Genomic DNA, 24620 nt, shown 5'->3' with positions numbered 1-24620 from the left:
CGATGTTTGGTAAATTAAGTTGGGAAGCAGTCCCATTCCACGAGCCGATCGTGATGGTGACCATCGCCATGATCGCCCTCGGTGGTCTGGCGCTGTTCGCTGCGATCACTTACTTCAAGAAGTGGACGTACCTGTGGACCGAATGGCTGACTTCGGTCGACCACAAGAAAATCGGCGTGATGTACATCATCGTCGCCATGGTCATGCTGCTGCGCGGCTTTGCCGACGCGATCATGATGCGTACCCAGCTGGCCATGGCCACCGAGGGTTCGCCTGGCTACCTGCCACCTGAACACTATGACCAGATCTTCACCGCTCACGGTGTGATCATGATCATCTTCATGGCGATGCCATTCTTCACCGGCCTGATGAACCTTGCAGTGCCGCTGCAGATCGGCGCGCGTGACGTTGCGTTCCCGTTCCTGAACTCCCTGAGCTTCTGGCTGCTGGTGTCCGGCGTTGTGCTGATCAACCTGTCGCTGGGTATCGGTGAATTCGCCAAGACCGGTTGGGTTGCGTATCCGCCACTGTCGGGTCTGCAATACAGTCCTGGCGTGGGTATGGATTACTACATCTGGGCGCTACAGCTATCCGGATTGGGTACGACGTTAACCGGGGTCAACTTCCTCGCGACCGTACTGAAAATGCGTACCCCTGGCATGAAACTGATGGACATGCCGATCTTCACCTGGACCTGCACCTGGGCAAACGTTCTGATCGTGGCTTCGTTCCCGATCCTGACCGCTACCCTGGCACTGCTGACCCTTGACCGTTACATGGATTTCCACATTTTCACCAATGAACTTGGTGGCAATCCGATGATGTACGTCAACCTGTTCTGGGCGTGGGGCCACCCTGAGGTTTACATCCTGATCCTGCCGGCCTTCGGCATCTTCTCGGAAGTGATCTCGGCGTTCACCGGCAAGAAACTGTTCGGCCACCACTCGATGATCTACGCCTCGGGCGCGATCTCGGTACTGGGCTTCATGGTCTGGCTGCACCACTTCTTCACCATGGGTTCGGGTGCGAGCGTCAACGCCTTCTTCGGTCTGGCGACGATGCTGATTTCCATCCCGACGGGTGTGAAGCTGTTCAACTGGCTGTTCACCATCTACCAGGGCCGTCTGCGCTTCACCAGCCAGGTCATGTGGACTCTGGGCTTCATGGTGACCTTCGCCATCGGCGGCATGACCGGCGTACTGCTGGCCATCCCGGGTGCTGACTTCGTACTGCATAACAGCCTGTTCGTGATCGCGCACTTCCACAACGTGATCATCGGCGGTGCGGTATTCGGTTACATCGCTGGCTTCGCGTTCTACTTCCCGAAAGCGTTCGGCTTCAAGCTGCACGAAGGCTGGGGTAAAGCAGCGTTCTGGTTCTGGATCTCGGGCTTCTTCGTCGCGTTCATGCCGCTCTATGCACTGGGCTTCATGGGCATGACCCGTCGTCTGAACGCCACCACCAACCCTGAGTGGGTACCGTACCTGTACGTTGCCATGTTCGGTGCGGTGATGATCGCTGTCGGTATCGCCTGCCAACTGATCCAGCTGTACGTCAGTGTGCGTGACCGCAACAAGCCAGAGAACGTTTGCGATCACGGTGACCCGTGGAATGCACACACCCTGGAATGGTCGACCTCGTCGCCACCACCGTTCTACAACTTCGCTGTGCTGCCTAAGGCTGACTGCATCGACCCGTTCACCGAAGCCAAGGAAAACGGTACTGCGTACCAGCGTCCGGCCAAGTACGAGCCGATCCACATGCCGAACAACACCGCCACTGGCGTGGTGATGGGCGCGCTGTTGACCGTCTTCGGTTTCGCGATGATCTGGCACATCTGGTGGCTGGCGATCGCGAGCCTGGTGGGCACCGTCGTTTACTTCGTGATCCACGCTGCACGTGACGACCAGGGCTATATGGTTCCGGTTGAAACGATCGAGCGTATCGAAGCCGAGCAGCACAAGCGTCTGGTCGCGGCAGGGAAAATCCCGGCCAATGCCACCCGTGTTGAAACCTCGTTGGAACAGGCTTAAACCATGTCGAACTTAGTGACCAATGTTGGACACGCCCATGGTGACCATGGGCACGATGACCATCACCACGACTCGGGCGAGATGACCGTATACGGTTTCTGGCTCTACCTGATGACCGACTGCATTCTGTTTGCGTCGATCTTCGCGGTGTACGCAGTACTGGTAAACAACGTTGCCGGTGGCCCGTCGGGCCACGAGATCTTCGAACTGCCTTACGTGCTGGGCGAAACCGCTCTGCTGTTGTTCAGTTCGATCACCTACGGCTTCGCCATGCTGGCGTTGTACAAGGGCAAGAAGCAGGCGGTCCTGGGCTGGTTGTTCATGACCTTCCTGCTCGGCGCGGGCTTCATCGCCATGGAGATCAACGAGTTCCACCTGCTGATCTCCGAGGGCTTCGGTCCTAGCCGTTCGGGCTTCCTGTCGGCGTTCTTCACCCTGGTCGGTACCCACGGTCTGCACGTTTCGGCCGGTCTGATCTGGATGGGCATCATGATGTATCAGGTCAACAAGCATGGCCTGACGTCGACCAACAAGACCCGTCTGAGCTGCCTGAGCCTGTTCTGGCACTTCCTGGACGTGGTCTGGATTTGCGTCTTCACCGTTGTTTACCTGATGGGGACTCTGTAATGGCTAATGCACACTCCCATGACAGCCACGATGCTGGCCACGGCAGCGTCAAGTCGTACGCCATCGGCTTCATCCTGTCGGTAATCCTGACCGTCATTCCGTTCGGTCTGGTGATGTACCCGACCCTGCCGAAGTCGACGACGCTGGCAATCGTTCTGCTGTTCGCAGTGATCCAGGTGATCGTTCACCTGTATTACTTCCTGCACCTGGACCGTTCCATTGCACAGCGTAACAACGTGATCGCATTCGTCTTTACGGCGATCGTGATCGTGCTGCTGGTTGGCCTGTCGCTGTGGATCATGTTCAGCATCCACACGTACATGATGGCGAAGTGAGGTAGACCCGATGTCGCTCAAGCACTTTATCCAAATCACCAAACCGGGGATCATTTTCGGTAACGTGCTTTCTGTGGCAGGCGGGTTCTTCCTGGCCTCGAAAGGGCATGTCGATCTGGCGGTGTTTCTGGCCGCCATGATCGGTACTTCCCTGGTCGTGGCCTCCGGTTGCGTGTTCAACAACTGCATCGACCGCGACATCGACCTGAAGATGGAACGCACCAAGAATCGTGTGCTGGTTCAGGGCCTCATCTCCCTGAAACTGGCCCTGGTTTACGCGACCATTCTGGGTGTTCTCGGCGTTGCCTTGTTGTACAAGGTGGCCAACCCGTTGGCTGCCTTGTTCGCGGTAATCGGCTTCATCATCTACGTCGGCTTCTACAGCCTGTACCTCAAGCGCAAGTCGGTTCACGGCACGCTGGTGGGCAGTCTGTCGGGCGCCATGCCGCCAGTGATTGGTTACGTTGCCGTGACCAACAGCTTCGACATGGCCGCACTGACCCTGCTGGTGATGTTCAGCCTGTGGCAGATGCCGCATTCCTACGCCATCGCGATTTTCCGTTTCAATGATTACCTGGCCGCATCGATTCCGGTGCTGCCAGTGAAACGCGGCATTCAAGTGGCGAAGAAGCACATCCTGCTCTACATCCTGGCGTTCCTCGTGGCGACCTTGATGCTGACCTTCAGCGGCTACGCCGGCATGAGCTACCTCGCCGTCGCCGCCGCCATGGGCATGTACTGGCTGTACATGGCCTGGACCGGCTACAAGGCAGTCGATGACACCGTCTGGGCACGCAAGCTGTTCGTGTTCTCGATCTTCACCATCACTGCGTTGAGCGTCATGATGTCCCTGGACTTCAAGGTGCCGACAGAGCTGTTGCTGACGTACGCGCCGTAAGGTTTGCAAGCTTCAGGAAAAACCCCGCACATTGAGAGATGTGCGGGGTTTTTTGTTTATTCGACGGGCGATTTGTTGATAGGTTGTCTATAGTCAATCTGCTTATAGTTTGGCTATGCGAACGATCTTTTTTGAAACAACGATATTTACCACAAGCGTTGGCCGTTATCTGACGGACGACGAATATCGGACATTGCAGAACTATCTTCAGAGCAATCCGCTGGCGGGCGATGTAATGCCGCGAACGGGTGGCTTCCGTAAGCTGCGCTGGGCCGATTCTCGCCGTCGCAAGGGACGAAGAGGCGGCTTGCGAGTTCTCTATTATTGGCTTATGAATGATGGCCAGTTTTGGATGTTCGCCATTTATGACAAGGATGAGCTTGAGAACCTGACTGCCGAACAAGAGAAGGCACTCAGGGCAGGCATTGATAGAGAGTTGAAAAAACGAGGTACCCCATGAAAAAACGCGACCTGTTTGCAGAATTAATGCAGGGCGTTGATGAGATGGCGGCTCAACGCGAAGGCAAGATCACACTGCGCAATACCGTGCTTGAGGACAAGCCCGTACCGGAAGTGGGCGCACAGGAAATTGTAGCTCTTCGAGAAAAACTGCATATGTCTCAGGCTGTTTTCGCTAGTCGAATCAGGACGAGTCCAAACACTCTTCGAAATTGGGAGCAGGAAAAGTCGAAGCCTAATGCTCAAGCGGCCCTGTTGATCCGACTGGTGGAAAAATTTCCAGATATGGTTGAGCGCTTAAATGCTGTTTGAGCAACGCTGAAAATGAACGCGCGGCCCCGGGCATCCAATGGCTCGGGGCTTTTTGTATCTTCGCTGGTTGCGCAACTCAGGCAAACGCCCTAGATTCGGATCCAACCCTGACAGTAGTAGCTCCAAGCCATCCCCCCGGTGCTCGACTGTCTCAACCCGTGCATTGATCAAAAGGCTGGGCGCAATGACCGAACGGATGACCTGCGATGAGCGCTTTATCGCCCTGGCCGAAGAACTCAACTACGACATCTATGGCGAGAACACCGCCGGTGGCAATTACGCGCCGCTGATCCGTCATCACGATGAGCTGTACATCAGCGGGATGGTGCCGCGGGTCAATGGCAAGATTCTGTATCCCGGTCGCGTGGGGCTGGAATTGAACCTCAAGGATGCACAAGCAGCGGCGAGCATCAGCGCCATGCGTTGTCTGGCGCTGATCGTCGATGCGGTCGGTTCGCTGGACAAGATTCGCGCGTTGTTGCGTGTCTCGGTGTATGTGAAGTCGACTGCTGACTTTGTCGACCTGAGTGAAGTAGCCAACGGCGCTTCGGACGTGTTCAGCCATGTGCTGGGCGATGCCGGGCGGCATACGCGCACGACCATTGGCGTGTATCAGTTGCCGAAGAATGCAGCGATTGAAGTGGACATGATTGCGGCGTTGCATCCGTCGGCTTGAGGTTGTCCCCGCCTCAAACAAAAAGCCCCGCCTGATCACTCAGCGCGGGGCTTTTTTGCAAGCGCTTGGCAGACTACTGCGCCGCGATGCTGTAACCATCAAACGCCGTCTGCTGCTGCAGCGCAGTGATGATGTTCTTGCGGTTCACCGCCTGTTCCGTACCGGCGTTATCGACGAAGGTTTCGCTCTCCAGCTCGGCTTCATCGCCTTCACCGACAAAGGTGAAACCGAGGAATTCAAGTGCCTCACGATCAACATTCAGGCGCGAACGCGGCGTGCGCATTGGCAGGGTCACGCTGGCGCCGTCCTTGCTGATGGTGAAGATTTCCACTTCTTTCTTCTTCGCAGCTTTGCTCTTGCCGCCGCTCGGATTGCTGATCGCCTGATGGGTCTGATTCAGCACTTTCAGCGCCAGACCGTAAACGATTTCCTGAAACGCCGGATCGTCCTTGAAGCTGGACAGAATGCGCCCGATCGAGAACTTGCTGCTCAGATCTTCCAGCGCGGCAATGTCGGCTGCCTCGGCGTCTTTCAGGCGCTTGAGTTCGCCCATCAGCTCGTACGCTTTGTCGTCATCAAAGCTGTCATGCGCCTGACGGATCGCCGCACGCAATTCGCGGATCTGGTCGCTCTCGCGGGTCGACTGGAACGCGTCGAGGACCATCTCGCTGATGATTTTGGCTTGAGGCAGGTGTTGTGAAAGATTGATGGAGTTTTCGTATTCCGCTTTGGACGACTGGGTGACTACGGATTCAGCGGTGTTGAAATCGGACATTGAAATTTCACTACTTTTTAACTTGAGTTGGGGCGAGAAAGCACGAGGTCTTTTTCAGGCCGACTAATTTAGGGGAGCGGGGCGGCGTTGTCACGGAGCAACGGTCTGGTGGTCGGGATTTTTCCCAGCGTGCGTTATTTTCCGATCATGGCGTCAGCGGGTTTCCCCCAAGTACGCATCGCAAACTCGACAAACCGTCTCAGCTTCGGCAACCGATAGCGATCCTGCGCATACAACAAATGCATCGGCCTGCTCGGCGGTTGGTAGTCCGTCATTACCCTGATCAGTTTGCCGTCGCGCAGATCCTGCTCCACCAGCGCGTCGGGCAGCATCATGATGCCCATGCCGTTGCGCGCCGCCTGGTGCAAACCGGCGGAGCTGTTGATCAGCATCGGCCCGCTGACGTCGACGAGGACTTCACCTTCCGGGCCGCTCAGACGCCAGCGTTTTTCCACCGATTGCCAGTCATCTCCAGCCGGGTAGGCGAAGGACAGGCAATCGTGCTGCTGCAAATCCTGTGGCGTGTGCGGCATGCCGCGTCGTGCGATGTATTCCGGAGAGGCGCAGACCGTCAGGGTGTAGTCGATCAGGGGGCGGGCGATCAGGTTGGACTGGTCGAAATTGCCCAAACGGAACGCGACATCGAGGCCGTTTTCCAGCAGATCCGGGCGGCTGTTGGTCAGCACCACGTCGAGTTTCACCTGTGGATAGAGCAAGGAATATTCGCTCAGGGCCGGGGTCAGTCGTTCGACGCCGAAGGTCAGCGGCGCAGTGATACGCAGCAAGCCGCGCGGCTCGTCCGACGCTTGTTCGGCAAGGCGTTCAGAGTCGGCCACCAGGCCAAGCACTTCCAGGCAGCGTTGATAATAGACGCTGCCGAATTCTGTGAGGCGTTGGCGGCGCGTGGTGCGTTGCAGTAATTGCACGCCGAGCCGTTGCTCCAGCGCGCGCAGATGATTGCCCACCATCGTCGTCGACATTTCGCACTTCGCAGCGGCGGCCGTCATGCTCCCGGTTTCGACCACTTTGACGTAGACGCCCATCGACTGAAATAAATCCATTATCAAGCTCGGCTGTTAAATGATTGAAGTTTTTCCGGGTTTATCCAGCTCAGGTGGCTAACCATACTGCAAAAACACCGACCTGCAATGGAGTTTCACGTCATGACCGCCGCCCTGATGAACACCTACCAACCACTGGCCCTGAGTTTCATCAAGGGCCTGGGCACGCGCCTGTGGGATCAGGCGGGGCGCGAATATCTGGATGCTGTTGCCGGTGTGGCAGTGACCAATGTCGGGCACTCGCATCCGCGCATCGTCGCGGCGATCAGCGAGCAAGCGGGGCTGCTGCTGCACACCTCAAACCTGTACAGCATCGACTGGCAACTACAGCTGGCCAAACGGCTGACGGCGTTGTCGGGGATGGAGCGCGCGTTTTTCAACAACTCCGGCGCCGAAGCGAACGAGACGGCGCTAAAACTGGCGCGCCTTTACGGCTGGCGCAAAGGCATCGAGCAGCCGCTGGTGGTGGTCATGGCCAACGCGTTTCATGGCCGCACCCTCGGCACCTTGTCTGCCAGCGATGGCCCGGCGGTGCGCCTGGGCTTCAACGAACTGCCGGGGGATTTCGTCAAAGTGCCGTTCGGCGATCTCCCGGCGCTGGAGCAAATACAGCGCAAACACGGCGCGCGCATCGTGGCGATTCTGGTCGAACCGATCCAGGGCGAAAGCGGCGTACAAGTCGCACCGCCGGGTTATCTCAAGGCCCTACGCGACCTGTGCAATCGCCACGCATGGTTGCTGATGCTCGATGAAATCCAGACCGGCATCGGCCGCACCGGGCAATGGTTCGCCTGTCAACACGAAGGCATCGTGCCCGATGTCATGACCCTGGCCAAAGGCCTCGGCAATGGCGTGCCGATCGGCGCCTGCCTGGCCCGTGGCCGCGCGGCCGACCTGTTCACCCCGGGCAGCCACGGCAGCACCTTCGGCGGCAATCCACTGGCCTGCCGGGTCGGCTGCACGGTGCTGGACATCATCGAAGAACAAGGTTTGCTGGAGAATGCGCGAGTGCAGGGCGCGCGGCTGCTGGAACGCTTGCGCGCCGAATTGGCAGACAACCCGAACGTGCTGGCAATCCGGGGGCAGGGCCTGATGATCGGCATCGAGCTGAAACAACCGGTGCGCGACCTGCCGCTGATCGCTGCGCGGGATCACGGCTTGTTGATCAACGTGACTCGTGGCAAGACCATCAGGTTGCTGCCGCCGTTGACGATTGATGAGCGCGAGGTAGGGATGATTGTCAGAGGGGTCGGGCGGACGTTGTCGTCAGCCCTATCTGCATAATCACTGCTGCGGAGTGTCTGGTAAGGACGGCGAATTGACTGTCCGCAAAAGTGACTCATAGTTAGTCAGACCTATCATCACAACCGGTTCGGCACCGCGCCTGGTAATCAGCAACGGTTCGCGATCATTGGTTGCTTGGTCCATCGACAAGGCCAGGTGAGCTGTGGTTTTGCTGAAGGTGATGGTTTGCATGATGTGGGCCTGCGAGAGGTTGGTACACAGCGAGGTCGACTGTGATTGCGCCCAGTATCACTTAAGCACTTCGGAGGCGTTTCCGAGAGGCTTGTAATCCTTATCTGCTGTAATTGTCAGCAGGTGGAGTGCCCGTTGCCGGGCCCTCCACCTATGCTCAGATCTGGTTTCAGTCTGGCCCATCCCCCAACTCCGGCGCCAGCATCCTCGTCTTTTCCGCCCCATTCGAGTTGTGCTGAACAATCTCGCTCGGCTGCCCCTGTTCATTGAAAAACACCTGTCCGATCCCCGCCGAATTCCACAGCCGCTCCCCGGCCTCGGCATGTTCCGGCGTATACGGGACGATGCGCATCAGGCGGCGTTTGGTGAACCAGTTCAACGGCGAGCGCGGTGAGTAGAGCCAGCGGTTGAGGCGGTCGAACCATTCCAGCAGCGTTGGCGGGAATTCGTTCTTGATGCCGCTGCTGGTGATCTGCCAGATCCGTGGGCCGGCCTTGCGGTGGCGGATCAGGACTTCGTAGACGAAGGAATAATGCACATCGCCGGACAGCACCACGTAGTTCCCGGGCGTGCGCGAGTGTCGGAAAATGTTCAGGATCACCTGCGCTGCGCCGCGATGGGCCATCCAGTTTTCCGCGTCGACCAGTAGCGGGTAACCGCACCAACTGAACACCTTCTGCACGGTTTCAATCAGCTTCACGCCAAAGATCGGCGCCGGCGAAACGATGATTGCCGACGGGTGATCGAGCAGTTCCTGTTGCAGTTCGCTCAAGGCTTCCCAGTCGAGCAGGCCCGACGGTTGCTTGAGCGCCATCTCGCTACGCCAGCGCCGGGTGCGCGTGTCGATCACCACCAGTGCCGGAGTGCTCGGCAACACGAAATGCCACTGCTGAAAACGCAGTAACTGATCAATCAGATCATCCTGCACCGGCATGTCCAGATAGCCGTCATCACCGCTGGCACTCAGTTGCGCGGTCTGCTCCAGCATTCCTTTGAAAGCGTCCGGATTGTTGCCCCAGCCCTGGCACAACAGATAAGCAATCAGCGCGTTGCCAATGATGCGCTTGGAGAACGGATGGCCGTAGGCGGTTTCCTCCCACTGCGCAGAAAGATTCCAGTCATCAGTGATGTCGTGATCATCGAAAATCATCAGGCTCGGCAGATGCGCCAGCGCCCGCGCGACGTTGCCCAGGCCAGCCTTGAAGGCATCGATGCGCGTGTGCTCGGCGTTGTAGCGCTTGCGGCGTTCCGGGGTCAGTGTCGGAGCGCCCGGATTGATCAGCGACCACGGCGTCGGCGACCACACCAGCATGTACATGGCCATGACTTCGGCGAACGTCACCAGGTGATTGTCGGCACTGCTGCTGGTGAAAATCGGCTTACGCGCGCCACCGAAAAATCGCTCGCGCAAGGTCTCGTTGCTCTCCAGCGCCGGTAACAAATCCGCACGGTGGTAGTAACTGGCCGGGTGCTCGTAGAGCTTGGCGCTGTCGCTGACCACGGCTCCGTCAAGGTGCTCGTCGAACAGACCCAGACGTTCGATCAAGGCATGAATCGCCCGAAGCATCGGCCCGGCGACGTCGTCGGCATAAACCTGATCACCACTCATCATCAGCAGCGCCGGGCGCCGTAGCGCATCGGTTTCGTCGGCCAGCAATTGATCGACGCAGAGCAAACCATCGGTTGCCGGGTGATGCGGCTTGCGGCAGGAGCCGTGGAGCAATTGCTCGATCCGCGAACGCACGACGAGGTTCGCGCAGGTAGCGCCGGGGTAAAGCAGATGAGGCGCCCACTCAGCCATACCGATGGCATCATCGATCAGCAGGTCGTAATCGATAAACGTGTCGCAGGGCAGGGCGCTTTCAAGTTGGACGTCGATCAGATGCACGAACGCATGACGGCCTACGGCAATGATCGTGCATTTCTGCGCATCGAGCGGAATATCTCCTACACCTTGCAGGCGCAAAGTCAGCGCCAGTTCACGCGAGCCCACCAGCCACAGCACCACGCGCGTCGGCTCCAGCCGCCGCAGCAACGGGCCGGCCAGGACAGGAGGCAGCGAGATCAGGTTATCAGGTGTTGAAAACATCGAGGGCAAAGCTCAAGGCGCACAGGCCGGCGATGATAGCGCAGCCGGCGCCTTGATCCCTTAAATCAGCCTTAAGAGTCGGCTTTTTGCAGTGTCAGCGCCAGCAAACGCCATTCCCCGGCCGTCGCATCAACCCGTGGCAGCTCTTGTACAGAACAATCGAAACGGTAGGTCACATCGTCGCCATTCATGTTGCGCGCGGTGACGCTGTTGCTGAAGCTGTAGATCTGATCCTTGTAGCGATGGCTGACCAGCGCTTTGCTGTCGGCAAAGCGCGCCGAAGCGGGATAACGCAGGGTGCTGGTCACAAACGGGCTGCACATGACATACGCGATCATCGACTTGTCGGCTTGTGCGTCACTGCGCAACTTCTTGTTCAGCGCGGCCAGGGCCATGCGACCCTCGTAGTCGCTCTGATTCAGCACCGTTTGTACCGCCATTGATTTCGGCGCTCGGCTGACGTTATTCGGCAACAGTGCGGAGTCCGGCGGGGAAGGCTTGTCATCCGCTTCGATGGCAGCAAAAACCGGCGCATCTTTCAGCTCGGTGGCGGGCGTGACTGCCTCGGCTTCAGGCAGTACAGAGGTCGACTCGACGACTGGCGTGTTTTGCGCCTGCGCCGCCTCGTGATCGAACGACGAAGGAAACAGCGAAAACGTGATCGACAACATCACCAGCCCGACTATGAAGCCGCCCGCCGCGCCAACGATGTTGCCGTAGAAAATATTCCAGCTGCCGCGGTTCTTCACCACCCAGCGCCACATGAAACCCCAGACAGCGACGAACGCCAGAAAACGCAGAAACTCCATTTGGTCCTTTCCTTAACTTTCAACAATCCAAGCGCGGCGCGAGACGATCAGCAAGCGCCGACGATGCGCGGCAAGATAGCAAAATAGACGCGCCGTCCGGCTACGGTTGCGGAAAATAATTCGCCGCCAGAAACATCAACGTGATCATGCCGGCGGCGAAGCCACAAACCCCCGCGAGCAGTTGACGCGCAACCGGATGCGCCGGCTGACGACGCTTGGCGATCCACAACCACACGCCCGCCAGAACGCCCGCGCTGGTCATGAACACCACCAGGCTGTTATGCAGTCCGGGCGCTGCCATCGTGGTGCCGAACAGCGCGTCATAAAGCAGTGTGAAGACAATGCCAATCACCACAGCGCTGCCCGCTCCGGCAAGGTTCGCCAACCACAGATTCCATCGCCCGCGCTGGCGCACCACCCAGAACCACATTGCAGCCATGACTACCAAACACAACACAGCATCCATCGGATTTCTTTCCTTGCCACGAGACAGAGGCGACAACTTGTTCGCCTGTTGAGAGTGGACGGCACGATAGCAAAATAGTAGCGTCGCGCCATGCCTTCTCTGTAATGGACTACCCATGTTTTCCACAACCCGTTTGCTGCAACTGCTCGGCGCCCTCACCCTTGTCGCCGTCATCACCCCGACCTTCAGCTTCGCGCAAGAACACCCGCAAGCCAGCTGGAATTACTACCTCGCCAATTGCCAGCGGATGCAGGAGACAATCGCCGACGTCCAGAGCGGTCGCGTCTCCGCTGCCTATGCAGCCACGTCGGGCCTGCAAGACAGCCTCGCCTCCATGAACGAGCGCCGCCTTAACCTGCTACCGCAACACCTCGACTCCAGCGAGTACGCCCACTGCGAAAACGTCGCCGCCCACGCCGAGGCAACCCTGGCCCAAGGCAAAGCCGAGTTCGCCGCGCAAATGCAACGGGGTGTGGAGGAGGGCCGTATTGCGCACCAGAACTCCCCCGCCTACCAACGCGCCCGTTCCCTCGGCTACAGCGACGTCGGCGACATCTCCTTTCTGAAACTGCACGAAGACACCGACGGCGAAGCCCGCCTGAAAACCATGCTGATCACCGTCGACGAAATCTGCGGCCAATACTTCCGCGCCACGCAATACGTGAAGCCCTATGTGATCTACACGGTGCGACCGTCGGATGGCGGCTGCGGCGAAGTGAAGCGTGTTGCGATAGTTGGCGGCGGGCAAGCAGAGAAGGGCGACTACATTGATCCCAATGGTGAGTTTCAATACATGGGCTTGAAAAAACTGGCTGGCGCTGACGGCTTTCCAACGGATATTAGAGTGCTGAAGGCCCGTCGCTGATTTAAAGAAATACCAGGATATTTTCTCAAGCAAGAGGATGGACACATGATCGACTTCAATAACAAAGGCTTCTTCAAACTCAAGCAGAACGATGAGTACGCCGAGCGCGTCACCGCGCTGCTACTGGAAGGCGAACAAGTCATCGATTCCTACAAAGCGATGCGTGACGGCGTGGTCTTCACCAACAAACGCATCATCGCCGTCAACGTCCAGGGCATCACCGGCAGCAAAAAGGATTTCACCTCACTGCCCTACAAAAACATCGTCGCCTACTCCGTGGAAACTTCGGGCACCTTCGATCTGGATTCGGAACTCGAGATCTACTTTTCGTCGCTGGGCAAAGTGAAATTCGAATTCACCGGCAAGACCTCGATGGTGGAAATTTCCAAGTACATCTCGAGCTATCTGCTGTAAGCATCGATTGCGCGGCACTCAAAGAATGTCGCGCAAATACAGCTTCAGCGCGAGCAGCGGCTGACCCAACTGCTCCAGCGACCGCGCCTGAGCCAACTCCGCCGACAACTTGCGCAACTCCCGCCCCAACGGCTTCTCGACCCCGCCCAAAGCATTCAGCGCCAGGTTCAGGCATTCGTTCATCTTGAACTGAATGGCCTCGACATCGCCGCGTTTCACCAGTAACTCGAAAACATCTTTCTGGTAATCGCCCATGACCATGTTATCGCGCAGGATCGGGCTCAGGCCCTCTTCTTCGTAGGCGAGTTTGAGGGAGAAAAGGGCGACGGTTTCCAGTGAGGTTTCCATGGGGATGTCTGTCAGTGAAGTGGAGAGCTTGAAACCAATGCGCGAAACGCCAGAGGAGGTTTGACGTGCGGACGTGATTATACGGGCGGGGATCGCATGCGAGGCAACCAGCAATCGGGCATCTAAAACCTACAAGCTCGCGCAGCATTGACATCCACTTTGATACGACGCTTTGATTACAAACACTGAACATCAGCGGAGTGACCATCATGGAATACGACATGAAACTGATCGACGACGCTGTCCTTGCTCTCCTGGCAGCCTATAGCTCCGACGACGGCAATGCGTGGAAGGGCTATGACTTCGAAATCATGAACCGCTTGCACGCGCAGGGTTTGATCAGTAATCCGGTGAACAGGAACAAGTCGATATGGTTGACGAAGGAAGGGGTGGAGCGGGGGCGGGAGATTGCTGAGCGGATGTTTGGGGCTAAGGAATAGGTTGGGCAAGCGCCCGATTCTGGACTTGAGCTGTAGCTTGGTAAGATAACGTCAGGTTTGATCATGGCTCGCCATGGGGATATGCATACGATTGTTGTTGGTGCGGTTGCAGGCAGTTCTGCAGGCGAAACGGTAGCGAGTTACTGGATAAGGCATTGGCGGATTTTTGCATTGGGGCATCTTCTGAATGAACCACAACTGACTAGGGTCAGAGATGCCTTATCAGAGCCTTTCAATCATTTCCCCACTGATTACGACTACGTCGTTCGACAGCTCAAGGGCGTTGATCCAGCGGTGCTCTACAAGATTTTTTATTCAGAAGTAGCGCCAGTTTGCTTCACAAACATTGCTGCAGTTCTGCCCACTGTATGGACTGGGTTCGACCCTAATTGGCTCAGATCCGAGATAGAGGAGAGGCTCGCGGCGCGACGGCGCAATTGGTGTCGCAGGCAGTACGACAAACTGTTGGTACGTTGGCTGGAATACAACTATGACTACATGTGGAAGGAGATAGCCTCTAGGCTATGAGGACGGTTTCACGCGGTTTGGTATTCCGCGATGGTGAAAGCCACCTTTTGTTTCAGCGATGCGGTGATTCAGGTCGCTTCAAGCTCAATCGTCAGGCGGGCGTTTTAGTAGTAGGCATTGCACCTACCACTTTCGTCCAGACGAAAAAAAGGCCTTGCTTTCGCAAGACCTTTTTCTCCGTGTTGGTGCCCCGAGGGAGACTCGAACTCCCACTCCTTTCGAAAACGGATTTTGAATCCGCCGCGTCTACCAATTCCGCCATCAGGGCTCAATGGCGGCGAAGTATAGAGAGGTGATTACCGTTGGTCAATCACGTTTCATGGTCAATTTTTGATATTTCCGCTAGACTTTCCGGCCCTGCTAGACGAACCCCATCATGCACGTTGCTGACTTTACTTTCGAGCTTCCTGATTCGCTGATCGCCCGCCATCCGTTGGCCGAGCGTCGCGGTAGTCGCCTGCTGACCCTTGATGGGCCGAGCGGCGCTCTGGCCCACCGTCAATTCACTGATTTGCTTGAGCATTTGCGCCCGGGCGATTTGATGGTGTTCAACAATACCCGGGTGATTCCGGCGCGGCTGTTTGGGCAGAAAGCGTCCGGCGGCAAGCTGGAAATTCTCATCGAGCGCGTGCTCGATGCGCACCGCGTGCTGGCCCATGTGCGCTCCAGCAAGTCGCCGAAGCCGGGTTCGAAGATCCTTATCGACGGCGGTGGCGAAGCCGAGATGCTCGCGCGTCATGATGCGCTGTTCGAGCTGGGTTTTGCCGAGGAAGTCTTGCCGCTGCTCGATCGCGTCGGGCACATGCCGTTGCCTCCTTATATAGACCGCCCGGATGAAGGCTCGGATCGCGAGCGTTATCAGACCGTGTATGCCCAGCGTCTAGGTGCGGTCGCAGCGCCGACGGCGGGGCTGCATTTCGATGAGCCGCTGATGCAGGCGATTGCTGCCAAGGGCGTCGAGACTGCGTTCGTGACGTTGCACGTCGGCGCGGGGACGTTTCAGCCGGTGCGCGTCGAGAAGATCGAAGATCACCACATGCACAGCGAGTGGCTGGAAGTCGGCCAGGATGTGGTCGATGCGGTGGCGGCGTGCCGTGCGCGTGGCGGTCGGGTGATTGCGGTCGGCACCACCAGCGTGCGTTCGCTGGAAAGTGCGGCGCGCGATGGTGTGCTCAAGCCGTTCAGTGGCGACACCGACATCTTTATCTATCCGGGCCGGCCGTTTCATGTTGTCGATGCCCTGGTGACCAATTTCCATTTGCCGGAATCCACGCTGTTGATGCTGGTTTCCGCGTTTGCCGGTTATCCCGAAACCATGGCTGCCTACAAGGCCGCCGTGGAAAACGGCTACCGCTTTTTCAGTTACGGGGATGCGATGTTCATCACCCGCAATCCCGCTCCAACTGCCCCTGCACAGACAGGCCCAGAGGAAACAGAATGAGTCGCGAATGTCGAATGTCCTTTGAGCTGCTGGCCACCGATGGCAAGGCTCGTCGTGGTCGCCTGACCTTCCCCCGTGGCACCGTCGAGACCCCGGCGTTCATGCCGGTCGGCACCTATGGCACGGTCAAGGGCATGCTGCCGCGCGACATCGTCGCCACGGGCGCGGAAATCATTCTGGGCAACACCTTTCACCTGTGGCTGCGTCCCGGCACTCAAGTGATCAAGGAACACGGCGATCTGCACGATTTCATGCAGTGGAAAGGCCCGATCCTCACCGACTCCGGCGGCTTCCAGGTGTTCAGCCTCGGCGCGATGCGCAAGATCAAGGAGGAGGGCGTGACCTTCGCTTCTCCGGTCGACGGCGCCAAAGTGTTCATGGGGCCGGAGGAGTCGATGCAGGTGCAGCGCGATCTCGGTTCCGACATTGTGATGATCTTCGACGAATGCACACCGTATCCGGCTGACGAAGACGTCGCGCGCGTATCGATGGAGTTGTCGTTGCGCTGGGCGCAGCGTTCGAAGAATGCCCACGGCGACAACACCGCTGCGCTGTTCGGCATCGTCCAGGGCGGCATGCATGAAAACCTGCGCATGCGCTCGCTCGAGGGCCTCGACAAGATTGGCTTCGACGGCCTCGCCATCGGCGGTCTGTCGGTGGGCGAACCGAAGCACGAAATGATCAAGGTGCTGGATTATCTGCCGGGTCAGATGCCCGCTGACAAACCTCGTTACCTTATGGGCGTTGGCAAACCGGAAGATCTGGTTGAGGGTGTGCGCCGCGGGGTGGACATGTTCGATTGCGTGATGCCAACCCGTAATGCCCGCAATGGGCATCTGTTCATCGATACCGGTGTGCTGAAGATCCGTAACGCGTTCCATCGCCACGATGAATCGCCGCTGGATCCGACCTGCGATTGCTATACCTGCCAGAACTTCTCGCGCGCTTATCTGCATCACCTGGACAAGTGCGGCGAAATGCTCGGCAGCATGCTCAATACCATCCATAACTTGCGCCATTATCAGGTGCTGATGGCTGGTTTGCGCGAGGCTATTCAACAGGGTACATTGGCCGCCTTTGTCGATGCCTTCTACGCCAAACGCGGACTTCCCGTCCCGCCTTTGGACTGAGTTTTCTGACCCCAAGATTCAACATTTGCAACTGGAGTGCTAAATGAGCTTTTTTATCTCTAACGCCATGGCTGACGCAGCTGCACCGGCTGCTGCAAGTCCAATGGGCGGCGGCTTCGAGTGGATTTTCCTGGTCGGCTTCCTGGTCATCTTCTACCTGATGATCTGGCGTCCACAGGCCAAGCGCGCCAAAGAGCAGAAGAACCTGCTGAGCAGCCTGCAGAAGGGCGACGAAGTCGTGACCACTGGCGGCATCGCCGGCAAGATCACCAAGGTTGCCGATGACTTCGTGGTTCTGGAAGTGTCCGACACCGTGGAAATGAAGTTCCAGAAAGGCGCCATCGCCGCCACGCTGCCAAAAGGCACGCTGAAAGCGATCTAAGAGCAACAACTTCTACTCAATCGACGGGGCGCGCAAGGCGCCCCGCGTTCATAACGGGCGGCGTGATGCTGAACAAATACCCTCTGTGGAAATACATTCTGATCCTGGCGGTGCTGGCGATCGGTCTGATTTATTCCGCTCCGAATCTTTACCCTGATGACCCGGCGATTCAGATCAGCGGCGCCAGCACGGCTCTGCAGGTCAATGACGCCGATCTGGCTCGCGTCAGCACAGCGCTGAAAGAGTCCGGCATCAACGTCAAGGCGGCTACGCTGACGGCGGGCGGCAAGGGCGGTCTGATCCGTCTGAGCAAGGCTGAAGATCAGCTGCCGGCCAAGGACGTTGTACGCAAGGCATTGGGTGATGACTACGTCGTCGCGCTGAACCTGGCACAGACCACCCCGCAATGGCTGCGCAACCTCGGTGCGCACCCGATGAAGCTGGGTCTGGATTTGTCCGGTGGTGTGCACTTCCTGCTCGAAGTGGACATGGATAAAGCCCTCGATGCGCGCCTGAAAGTCTACGAAGGCGACGTCAAGAGCCTGCTGCGCAAAGAGAAGCTGCGCTATCGCAGCCTGCCGCAACTGGGCGGTGCCATTCAGTTGGGCTTCAGCGATGAAGACTCCCGCGAACAGGCCCGTGCGCTGATCCGCAAGAACTTCAACGATTTCGACATTGTTCCGGCCGACCTCAACGGTCAACCGGTGCTGCGTCTGGCGATGACCCCGGCCAAGCTGGCGGAAATCCGTGAATACTCCATCAAGCAGAACCTGACCACGGTACGTAACCGCGTCAACGAGCTGGGTGTTGCCGAACCGATCGTGCAGCGTCAGGGCGCCAACCGCATCGTGGTTGAGCTGCCGGGCGTGCAGGACACTGCCGAAGCCAAGCGTATTCTCGGCAAGACGGCCAACCTTGAGTTCCGTCTGGCCGCCGAGCCGGGCGCTTCGAAAGCCACTTCCGAGTCGTTCGAGTTCCGCGAAGGCAATCGTCCTCCGGCGCAGATCGAGCGTGGTCTGATCATCACCGGTGACCAGGTTACCGATGCCAAGGCCGGTTTTGGCGAACACGGCACGCCAGAAGTGAACATCCGTCTGGATGGCCACGGTGGCGAGCTGATGAGCCGCGCGACCCGTTCCAACGTCGGTCGCAGCATGGCGGTGATCTTCATCGAACAGCGTCCGGTCACCACTTACACCAAGCAAGTGGTTGATGGCGTCGAGAAAGACGTGCCGGTACAGACGTTCAAGGAAGAGAAGAAGATCATCAGCCTGGCGACCATTCAGTCGCCGCTGGGTGCGCAATTCCGCATCACTGGCCTGAACGGTCAGGGCGAATCGTCCGAGCTGGCGCTGCTGCTGCGTGCCGGTGGTCTGGCTGCACCGATGTACTTCGCTGAAGAGCGCACAATCGGTCCGAGCCTGGGTGCTGACAACATCACCAAAGGTATCGACGCTTCCCTGTGGGGCATGCTGTTCGTATCGCTGTTCATCATCGCCATCTACCGCTTCTTCGGCGTCATCGCCACCGTCGCACTGGCGGTAAACATGGTGCTGCTGCTGGCGTTGATGTCGCTGCTGGGCGCCACGCTGACCCTGCCGGGTATCGCCGGTATCGTGTTGACGATGGGTATGGCGGTCGACGCCAACGTACTGATCTTCTCGCGGATTCGTGAAGAGATCGCCGCTGGCATGACTGTGCAGCGGGCAATCAACGAAGGCTTCGGCCGGGCATTCACTGCGATTCTCGATGCCAACCTGACCACCTTGCTGGTCGGCGGTATTCTCTTCGCCATGGGCACTGGCCCGGTGAAGGGTTTCGCAGTGACGATGTCCCTCGGGATCTTTACCTCGATGTTCACGGCCATCATGGTGACCCGCGCAATGGTCAACCTGATCTTTGGCGGACGTGACTTCAAGAAGTTGTGGATTTAAGGGGCTGCCATGTTACGTACAATCAACTTCATGGGCGTTCGCAACTTCGCGTTCGGCGTCACATTGCTGCTTACCGTCGTTGCCTTGTTCAGTGTCGCCACCAAGGGCATGAACTGGGGCCTGGACTTCACCGGCGGTACGCTCATCGAGCTGACCTACGAGCGTCCGGCGGATGTCACCAAGGTGCGCGAGCAACTGGCGACTTCCGGTTATCACGAAGCTATCGTGCAGAACTTCGGCGCGACGACCGATCTGTTGGTGCGCATGCCGGGTGAAGACCCGCAGTTGGGCCATCAAGTAGCGGAAGCGCTGCAGAAGGTCGGCGGCGACAACCCGGCGACCGTCAAGCGAGTCGAGTTCGTCGGCCCGCAGGTCGGTGAAGAACTGCGCGACCAGGGCGGCCTCGGCATGCTGCTGGCGCTCGGCGGCATCCTGATCTACCTGGCGTTCCGCTTTCAGTGGAAGTTTGCGGTCGGCGCCATTGTCTCGCTGATCCACGACGTGATCGTGACCGTGGGGATCCTCTCGTACTTCCAGATCACCTTCGATCTGACAGTACTGGCCGCGGTGCTGGCGATCATCGGTTACTCGTTGAACGACACCATCGTGGTCTTCGACCGGGTGCGTGAGAACTTCCGCGTGCTGCGCAAGGCGACGCTGATCGAGAACATCAACATCTCGACCACCCAGACCCTGCTGCGCACCATGGCGACGTCGATCTCGACGTTGCTGGCGATCGCGGCGCTGCTGTTCTTCGGTGGCGACAACCTGTTCGGCTTCTCCATCGCACTGTTCATCGGTGTACTGGCGGGTACTTACTCGTCGATCTACATCGCCAACGTGGTGCTGATCTGGCTGAACCTGACCACCGAGGATCTTATTCCTCCGGCCAACACCGAGAAGGAAGTCGACGACCGTCCATGACGGTTAGCGATTTCCCGGCTGTCAGCTGACAAAAGGCGCGAGTTGAACTCGCGCCTTTTTTGTGCTCCAAGGCTGGGAGAAGCGCGGGCGTGTCCCGCATGTGATGGTCAGGAGGTTCATGTGAACAAGTCGTTGCTGGTTGGTGCGGTATTGGGTGCTGTCGGTGTCACAGCCGGGGGTGCTGTTGCCACCTACAGCCTGGTTAAAAGCGGCCCTGAGTATGCGCAAGTATTAGCCGTTGAGCCGGTCAAGACACAGATCAAGACTCCACGTGAAGTATGCAAGGATGTAACCGTGACCCGGCAGGCGCCGGTCAAGGATCAACACCAGATTCTCGGCACGGCGATCGGTGCCGTAGCCGGTGGTTTGTTGGGTAATCAGGTGGGCGGCGGTACCGGCAAGAAGATTGCCACTGTGGCCGGTGCAGTTGGCGGCGGTTATGCCGGTAACAAGGTTCAGGAAGGTATGCAGAACCGCGACACCTACACCACCACGCAAACCCGCTGCAACACGGTCAATGACATCAGCGACAAGGTCGTCGGTTACGACGTGCGTTACTCGCTCGATGGCAAGGAAGGCAAAGTGCGGATGGATCGCGATCCGGGCAACCAGATTCCGGTCGACAAGGAAGGCAAGCTGATCCTGTCGCAGAATGAGCCGGGTCAGTAAGGCTTTACCGTTTTGAAAAGAAGCACCCTGCGGGGTGCTTTTTTATACCCGCGTTTCAGGGCTGCACGCGATACTCACCTGTGGGAGCGAGCCTGCTCGCGAATACGGTCCAACAGTTGATATTTCCTTTGCTGACACGCCCCATTCGCGAGCAGGCTCGCTCCCACAGGGAATTGTGCTGGTTGGAATTGCAGGCATAAAAAAGCACCCCGGAGGGTGCTTTTTGGTTTCGCGTAAAGCTTAGCGCTTCAGCGAGGCCGGCAGGTGCGGCTGGATCGCCGTCAGCACTGCCTTGAAGCACTTGGTGTTGCCGGCAACGATGTGGCCTTTCTCAAGGAAATCGTGACCGCCGGTGAAGTCGCTCACCAGGCCGCCGGCTTCCTGAATCAGCAGGGCGCCTGCAGCCATGTCCCACTCGGACAGACCCGACTCCCAGAACGCATCGAAACGACCGGCAGCCACGTAGGCCAGGTCCAGGCTCGCCGAGCCGGCGCGGCGGATACCGGCAGTCTGGCCAACCAGGGCGCGGAACATGCCCAGGTAGTTGTCGAGGTTGTCCATCTGATCGTCACGGAACGGGAAGCCGGTGCCGAGCAGAGCGCCGTCGAGGCTGGTGCGACCGCTGACGCGCAGACGACGACCGTTCAGTTGAGCGCCGCGACCACGGCTGGCGGTGAATTCTTCCTGGCGAACCGGGTCCAGAACCACTGCGTGTTCCAGGCGGCCACGATATTTGCAGGCGATGCTCACTGCAAAATGCGGAATGCCACGGAGGAAGTTGGTAGTGCCGTCCAGCGGATCGATGATCCACAGGTACTCTTCGCCCTCGATGCCGGTGCCAGCGTGCAGGCCGGTTTCTTCACCCTGGATCGAGTGATTCGGGTAAGCCTTGCGCAGGGCATCGATGATTTTCTGTTCAGCGGCGCGATCAACCTCGGATACGTAATCCTTGGCGTCTTTTTCGTCGACCTTGATGGTATCCAGGCGCTCGATGGAGCGGAAGATCAGTTCACTGGCGCTGCGGGCGGCGCGCAGCGCGATATTCAGCATGGGCTGCATGGATGTGTCACCTAAGGTTGTTAAAGAAAGCCGCGCATTCTATCAGAACTTTTCTTCAGGTGAAGGACGCTGTTCGCTTTCATAGCTTAACGGTAGGCTGTTCTGTAAGATTTGCCCCCTTTCCTGTGTCCGAGAGCGCCTCCCTTGCTGCAGAACATTCGTGTCGTCCTGGTCAACACCAGCCACCCCGGCAACATCGGCGGGGCCGCGCGCGCCATGAAAAACATGGGTCTGTCGAGACTGGTGCTGGTCGAACCGCGGGTCTTCCCGCACCACGAGGCCGATGCTCGCGCCTCCGGTGCCGGTGACATCCTTGAAAACGCGCAAGTCGTCGCCACCTTGGAAGATGCTTTGGTCGGTTGCAATCTGGTGCTCGGCACCAGCGCCCGCGATCGGCGCATTCCCTGGCCGCTGCTGGATCCGCGCGAATGCGGCAACAAGGTGGTCGAGGAAGCCGGGCAGGGCGCCGAGATTGCTTTGGTGTTCGGTCGTGAAGACTCCGGCCTGACCAATGAAGAGCTGCAGCGATGTCATTTTCACGTGCACATCCCTTCCGACCCGACGTTCAGTTCGCTGAACCTCGGGGCGGCGGTGCAGGTGTTGAGTTATGAAGTGCGCATGGCCTGGCTGGCCGCACAGGGTCAGCCGAGCAAAGTCGAGAAAGAGGAAGTGGCCTCGGTGAAAAGCGCCGAGCTGGCGACCATGGATGAGCTGGAGCGCTTTTATGAGCACCTGGAGCAGACGCTGGTTGCCATCGAATTCCTCGACCCGGAAAAACCACGGCACTTGATGGCGCGCCTGCGCCGGTTGTACGGACGCAGCTCGGTCAGCCGGGCGGAAATGAATATTTTGCGTGGCATTCTCACGGAAACCCAGAAAGCGGCCCGTGGCGAACTTCTAAAGCGGAAGGATTGAATGATGTTTGAGCGTTTGCGTGAAGATATCCAAAGCGTATTCCATCGAGACCCGGCGGCGCGTAACGCTTTTGAAGTCCTGACCTGCTACCCCGGCATGCATGCGATCTGGATTCATCGTCTGGCCGGCATGCTCTGGCGCAACGAGTTGAAGTGGCTGGCGCGACTGGTGTCGAACTTCGGTCGCTGGCTGACCGGGATCGAGATTCATCCGGGCGCCAAGGTCGGTCGGCGGTTCTTCATCGACCACGGCATGGGCATCGTCATTGGTGAAACCGCCGAGATCGGCGACGACGTCACCATCTATCAAGGCGTGACCCTCGGCGGCACCAGTTGGAACAAAGGCAAGCGCCACCCGACGCTGGGTGATGGCGTGGTAGTCGGTGCCGGTGCCAAAGTGCTCGGCCCGTTCACAGTCGGTGCAGGCGCCAAAGTCGGCTCCAACGCTGTGGTCACCAAGGAAGTGCCGCCCGGCGCCACGGTGGTGGGGATTCCGGGGCGGATCATCGTCAAGACCGATGAAGAGCAGGACGCCAAGCGCAAAGCCATGGCGGAAAAGATCGGCTTCGACGCTTACGGCGTCAGCGAAGACATGCCCGACCCGGTGGCCCGCGCCATCGGCCAGTTGCTCGATCATCTGCAAGCGGTGGATGGGCGTCTGGAAGGCATGTGCGGCGCGCTGAAGGATCTGGGCAGCAATTACTGTGCGAAAGATCTGCCTGAGCTGCGCGAAGAAGACTTCGCATGCGTCAAGGGCAAGGACGAATCGAAAGCCGGCTGAACCGCGGCGCTGCTTTCGCGAGCAGGCTCGCTCCCACAGATGAATGCATTCCAATGTGGGAGCGAGCCTGCTCGCGAAGAACGATCACGCGGTTGCGCTGGCTGTCCGTAACCCGTCTTTGCTATAGTGCGCGCGCTCTTTTGCGGGTAAACCCGACTAAAGCACTAGGTCTTATAGTTGACTTAAATGCTCGGGAATTGCATACTCCCGCCCATTCCGAACTCCGTGGTAACTGTCCATGCGACTGACTACAAAAGGCCGATACGCCGTGACCGCCATGCTTGACCTGGCGTTGCACGCGCAGCACGGGCCGGTGTCTCTGGCCGATATCTCCGAGCGCCAAGGCATCTCCCTGTCCTACCTCGAACAGCTGTTCGCCAAGCTGCGCCGCAGCAACCTGGTTTCCAGCGTTCGCGGTCCGGGTGGTGGCTACCAGTTGTCCCGCGACATGCAGGGCATCCAGGTCGCCCAGGTGATCGATGCGGTGAACGAATCGGTCGATGCCACCAAGTGCCAGGGCCAGGGCGATTGCCATTCCGGTGATACCTGCCTGACCCATCATCTGTGGTGCGACTTGAGCCTGCAGATTCACGAATTTCTGAGCGGTATCAGCTTGGCCGACCTTGTGACTCGCCGTGAGGTACAAGAAGTGGCCCAGCGTCAGGACCAGCGCCGTTGCAGCAGCAAGGCGCCACGCCTGGACAAGATTGAAGCGTCCGCCGTCGAATGACAGCCGAAGAGCTACCCGCGGCACGCCAGCCCTGATTTAGGAGAT

The 24620-nt window shown here is 58.5% G+C and carries 29 protein-coding genes and 1 tRNA gene; 21 read left to right on the top strand and 9 right to left on the bottom strand.

Annotated features, from left to right (window positions below):
• Positions 1–2 precede the first annotated feature (2 nt).
• From cyoB to ACZZZ4_RS03705, 7 genes are all read left to right on the top strand, one after another.
• Positions 3–2033 (top strand): cytochrome o ubiquinol oxidase subunit I, encoded by a 2031-nt coding sequence (gene cyoB, locus ACZZZ4_RS03735; RefSeq protein ID WP_016773302.1) that lies wholly within the window; start codon positions 3–5, stop codon positions 2031–2033.
• Between the two features lie 3 nt (positions 2034–2036).
• A complete protein-coding gene (gene cyoC / locus ACZZZ4_RS03730) occupies positions 2037–2660 on the top strand; it encodes a cytochrome o ubiquinol oxidase subunit III (protein WP_024014230.1) in 624 nt (207 codons plus the stop codon).
• The gene (gene cyoD / locus ACZZZ4_RS03725) at positions 2660–2995 is read left to right on the top strand and encodes a cytochrome o ubiquinol oxidase subunit IV (RefSeq protein ID WP_011335842.1); all 336 of its coding nucleotides are present in this window, start codon (positions 2660–2662) and stop codon (positions 2993–2995) included. The genes cyoC and cyoD overlap by 1 nt, the downstream gene beginning before the upstream one ends.
• Positions 2996–3005: 10 nt before the next feature.
• Positions 3006–3893 carry a heme o synthase gene (gene cyoE, locus ACZZZ4_RS03720; protein ID WP_016773305.1) on the top strand — a complete coding sequence of 296 codons (888 nt, stop codon included), beginning with the start codon at positions 3006–3008 and terminating at the stop codon, positions 3891–3893.
• A gap of 115 nt (positions 3894–4008) precedes the next feature.
• Positions 4009–4353 (top strand): toxin, encoded by a 345-nt coding sequence (locus ACZZZ4_RS03715; RefSeq protein WP_463547278.1) that lies wholly within the window; start codon positions 4009–4011, stop codon positions 4351–4353.
• Positions 4350–4664: a helix-turn-helix domain-containing protein gene (locus tag ACZZZ4_RS03710; protein WP_122611835.1), complete on the top strand. Its 315-nt coding sequence runs from the start codon at positions 4350–4352 to the stop codon at positions 4662–4664. Before ACZZZ4_RS03715 ends, ACZZZ4_RS03710 begins: the two co-directional genes overlap by 4 nt.
• A 184-nt stretch (positions 4665–4848) precedes the next feature.
• Positions 4849–5340, top strand: coding sequence for a RidA family protein (locus tag ACZZZ4_RS03705; protein ID WP_463547277.1), 492 nt, complete (start codon positions 4849–4851; stop codon positions 5338–5340).
• A 73-nt stretch (positions 5341–5413) separates the two neighbouring features.
• Here ACZZZ4_RS03705 and ACZZZ4_RS03700 read toward each other — a convergent pair whose 3' ends face one another.
• Both ACZZZ4_RS03700 and ACZZZ4_RS03695 read right to left on the bottom strand, forming a co-directional pair.
• Entirely contained in the window at positions 5414–6115 is a 702-nt protein-coding gene (locus ACZZZ4_RS03700; protein ID WP_016773307.1) for a hypothetical protein, read from the bottom strand.
• Positions 6116–6249: 134 nt separating this feature from the next.
• Positions 6250–7176 carry a LysR family transcriptional regulator gene (locus ACZZZ4_RS03695; RefSeq protein WP_463547276.1) on the bottom strand — a complete coding sequence of 309 codons (927 nt, stop codon included), beginning with the start codon at positions 7174–7176 and terminating at the stop codon, positions 6250–6252.
• Positions 7177–7278: 102 nt separating this feature from the next.
• Between ACZZZ4_RS03695 and ACZZZ4_RS03690 the strand changes: the two genes are divergently transcribed.
• Entirely contained in the window at positions 7279–8460 is a 1182-nt protein-coding gene (locus ACZZZ4_RS03690; protein WP_463547275.1) for an acetylornithine/succinylornithine family transaminase, read from the top strand.
• Here ACZZZ4_RS03690 and ACZZZ4_RS03685 read toward each other — a convergent pair whose 3' ends face one another.
• From ACZZZ4_RS03685 to ACZZZ4_RS03670, 4 genes are all read right to left on the bottom strand, one after another.
• Entirely contained in the window at positions 8461–8652 is a 192-nt protein-coding gene (locus ACZZZ4_RS03685; protein WP_463547274.1) for a type II toxin-antitoxin system Phd/YefM family antitoxin, read from the bottom strand.
• A 169-nt stretch (positions 8653–8821) separates the two neighbouring features.
• Positions 8822–10741 carry an alkaline phosphatase D family protein gene (locus tag ACZZZ4_RS03680; RefSeq protein ID WP_463547273.1) on the bottom strand — a complete coding sequence of 640 codons (1920 nt, stop codon included), beginning with the start codon at positions 10739–10741 and terminating at the stop codon, positions 8822–8824.
• Between the two features lie 71 nt (positions 10742–10812).
• Complete coding sequence (locus ACZZZ4_RS03675) at positions 10813–11550, bottom strand: hypothetical protein (RefSeq protein WP_463547272.1); 738 nt, start codon at positions 11548–11550, stop codon at positions 10813–10815.
• Between the two features lie 100 nt (positions 11551–11650).
• Positions 11651–12016, bottom strand: a complete 366-nt coding sequence (locus ACZZZ4_RS03670) for a hypothetical protein (protein WP_463547271.1) — start codon at positions 12014–12016, stop codon at positions 11651–11653.
• A 115-nt stretch (positions 12017–12131) separates the two neighbouring features.
• Between ACZZZ4_RS03670 and ACZZZ4_RS03665 the strand changes: the two genes are divergently transcribed.
• Together ACZZZ4_RS03665 and ACZZZ4_RS03660 are read left to right on the top strand one after the other, a co-directional pair.
• On the top strand, positions 12132–12881 hold the full coding sequence (locus ACZZZ4_RS03665; RefSeq protein WP_415761555.1) for a hypothetical protein: 750 nt from the start codon (positions 12132–12134) through the stop codon (positions 12879–12881).
• Positions 12882–12926: 45 nt separating this feature from the next.
• A complete protein-coding gene (locus tag ACZZZ4_RS03660; protein ID WP_039761415.1) occupies positions 12927–13295 on the top strand; it encodes a PH domain-containing protein in 369 nt (122 codons plus the stop codon).
• A gap of 18 nt (positions 13296–13313) precedes the next feature.
• Here ACZZZ4_RS03660 and ACZZZ4_RS03655 read toward each other — a convergent pair whose 3' ends face one another.
• Positions 13314–13643: a hypothetical protein gene (locus tag ACZZZ4_RS03655; protein WP_463547270.1), complete on the bottom strand. Its 330-nt coding sequence runs from the start codon at positions 13641–13643 to the stop codon at positions 13314–13316.
• Positions 13644–13864: 221 nt separating this feature from the next.
• On the opposite strand from ACZZZ4_RS03655, the gene ACZZZ4_RS03650 reads away from it, so the two are divergent.
• Together ACZZZ4_RS03650 and ACZZZ4_RS03645 are read left to right on the top strand one after the other, a co-directional pair.
• Positions 13865–14083, top strand: a complete 219-nt coding sequence (locus tag ACZZZ4_RS03650; RefSeq protein ID WP_281876344.1) for a DUF6429 family protein — start codon at positions 13865–13867, stop codon at positions 14081–14083.
• Between the two features lie 171 nt (positions 14084–14254).
• Entirely contained in the window at positions 14255–14611 is a 357-nt protein-coding gene (locus ACZZZ4_RS03645; RefSeq protein ID WP_463549249.1) for a DUF7079 family protein, read from the top strand.
• Between the two features lie 183 nt (positions 14612–14794).
• On the opposite strand, the gene ACZZZ4_RS03640 is transcribed toward ACZZZ4_RS03645, so the two are convergent.
• Positions 14795–14879, bottom strand: a tRNA-Leu gene (locus tag ACZZZ4_RS03640).
• 108 nt (positions 14880–14987) lie between these two features.
• Between ACZZZ4_RS03640 and queA the strand changes: the two genes are divergently transcribed.
• From queA to ACZZZ4_RS03610, 6 genes are all read left to right on the top strand, one after another.
• Positions 14988–16052 carry a tRNA preQ1(34) S-adenosylmethionine ribosyltransferase-isomerase QueA gene (gene queA / locus ACZZZ4_RS03635; protein WP_463547269.1) on the top strand — a complete coding sequence of 355 codons (1065 nt, stop codon included), beginning with the start codon at positions 14988–14990 and terminating at the stop codon, positions 16050–16052.
• A gap of 14 nt (positions 16053–16066) precedes the next feature.
• Positions 16067–17182: a tRNA guanosine(34) transglycosylase Tgt gene (tgt, locus tag ACZZZ4_RS03630; RefSeq protein WP_160768392.1), complete on the top strand. Its 1116-nt coding sequence runs from the start codon at positions 16067–16069 to the stop codon at positions 17180–17182.
• 43 nt (positions 17183–17225) lie between these two features.
• Complete coding sequence (gene yajC / locus ACZZZ4_RS03625) at positions 17226–17564, top strand: preprotein translocase subunit YajC (RefSeq protein WP_016773317.1); 339 nt, start codon at positions 17226–17228, stop codon at positions 17562–17564.
• A 65-nt stretch (positions 17565–17629) separates the two neighbouring features.
• Positions 17630–19498, top strand: coding sequence for a protein translocase subunit SecD (gene secD / locus ACZZZ4_RS03620; RefSeq protein ID WP_039761424.1), 1869 nt, complete (start codon positions 17630–17632; stop codon positions 19496–19498).
• 9 nt (positions 19499–19507) lie between these two features.
• Positions 19508–20422: a protein translocase subunit SecF gene (gene secF, locus ACZZZ4_RS03615; RefSeq protein WP_463547268.1), complete on the top strand. Its 915-nt coding sequence runs from the start codon at positions 19508–19510 to the stop codon at positions 20420–20422.
• 120 nt (positions 20423–20542) lie between these two features.
• Positions 20543–21091: a glycine zipper 2TM domain-containing protein gene (locus ACZZZ4_RS03610; protein ID WP_039761427.1), complete on the top strand. Its 549-nt coding sequence runs from the start codon at positions 20543–20545 to the stop codon at positions 21089–21091.
• Positions 21092–21331: 240 nt separating this feature from the next.
• On the opposite strand, the gene suhB is transcribed toward ACZZZ4_RS03610, so the two are convergent.
• The gene (gene suhB, locus ACZZZ4_RS03605; protein WP_016773320.1) at positions 21332–22150 is read right to left on the bottom strand and encodes a type III secretion system regulator SuhB; all 819 of its coding nucleotides are present in this window, start codon (positions 22148–22150) and stop codon (positions 21332–21334) included.
• A 144-nt stretch (positions 22151–22294) separates the two neighbouring features.
• On the opposite strand from suhB, the gene trmJ reads away from it, so the two are divergent.
• The 3 genes from trmJ (at position 22295) to iscR (ending at position 24575) form a co-directional block, all read left to right on the top strand.
• Positions 22295–23065: a tRNA (cytosine(32)/uridine(32)-2'-O)-methyltransferase TrmJ gene (gene trmJ, locus ACZZZ4_RS03600; RefSeq protein ID WP_073473313.1), complete on the top strand. Its 771-nt coding sequence runs from the start codon at positions 22295–22297 to the stop codon at positions 23063–23065.
• A 3-nt stretch (positions 23066–23068) separates the two neighbouring features.
• Positions 23069–23845, top strand: a complete 777-nt coding sequence (gene cysE / locus ACZZZ4_RS03595; protein ID WP_024014221.1) for a serine O-acetyltransferase — start codon at positions 23069–23071, stop codon at positions 23843–23845.
• Positions 23846–24083: 238 nt separating this feature from the next.
• Entirely contained in the window at positions 24084–24575 is a 492-nt protein-coding gene (gene iscR, locus ACZZZ4_RS03590; RefSeq protein WP_016773323.1) for a Fe-S cluster assembly transcriptional regulator IscR, read from the top strand.
• Positions 24576–24620: the final 45 nt, after the last annotated feature.

Source organism: Pseudomonas sp. AC252, assembly GCF_979258105.1.
This window is presented reverse-complemented; position numbering and strand designations above follow the sequence as displayed.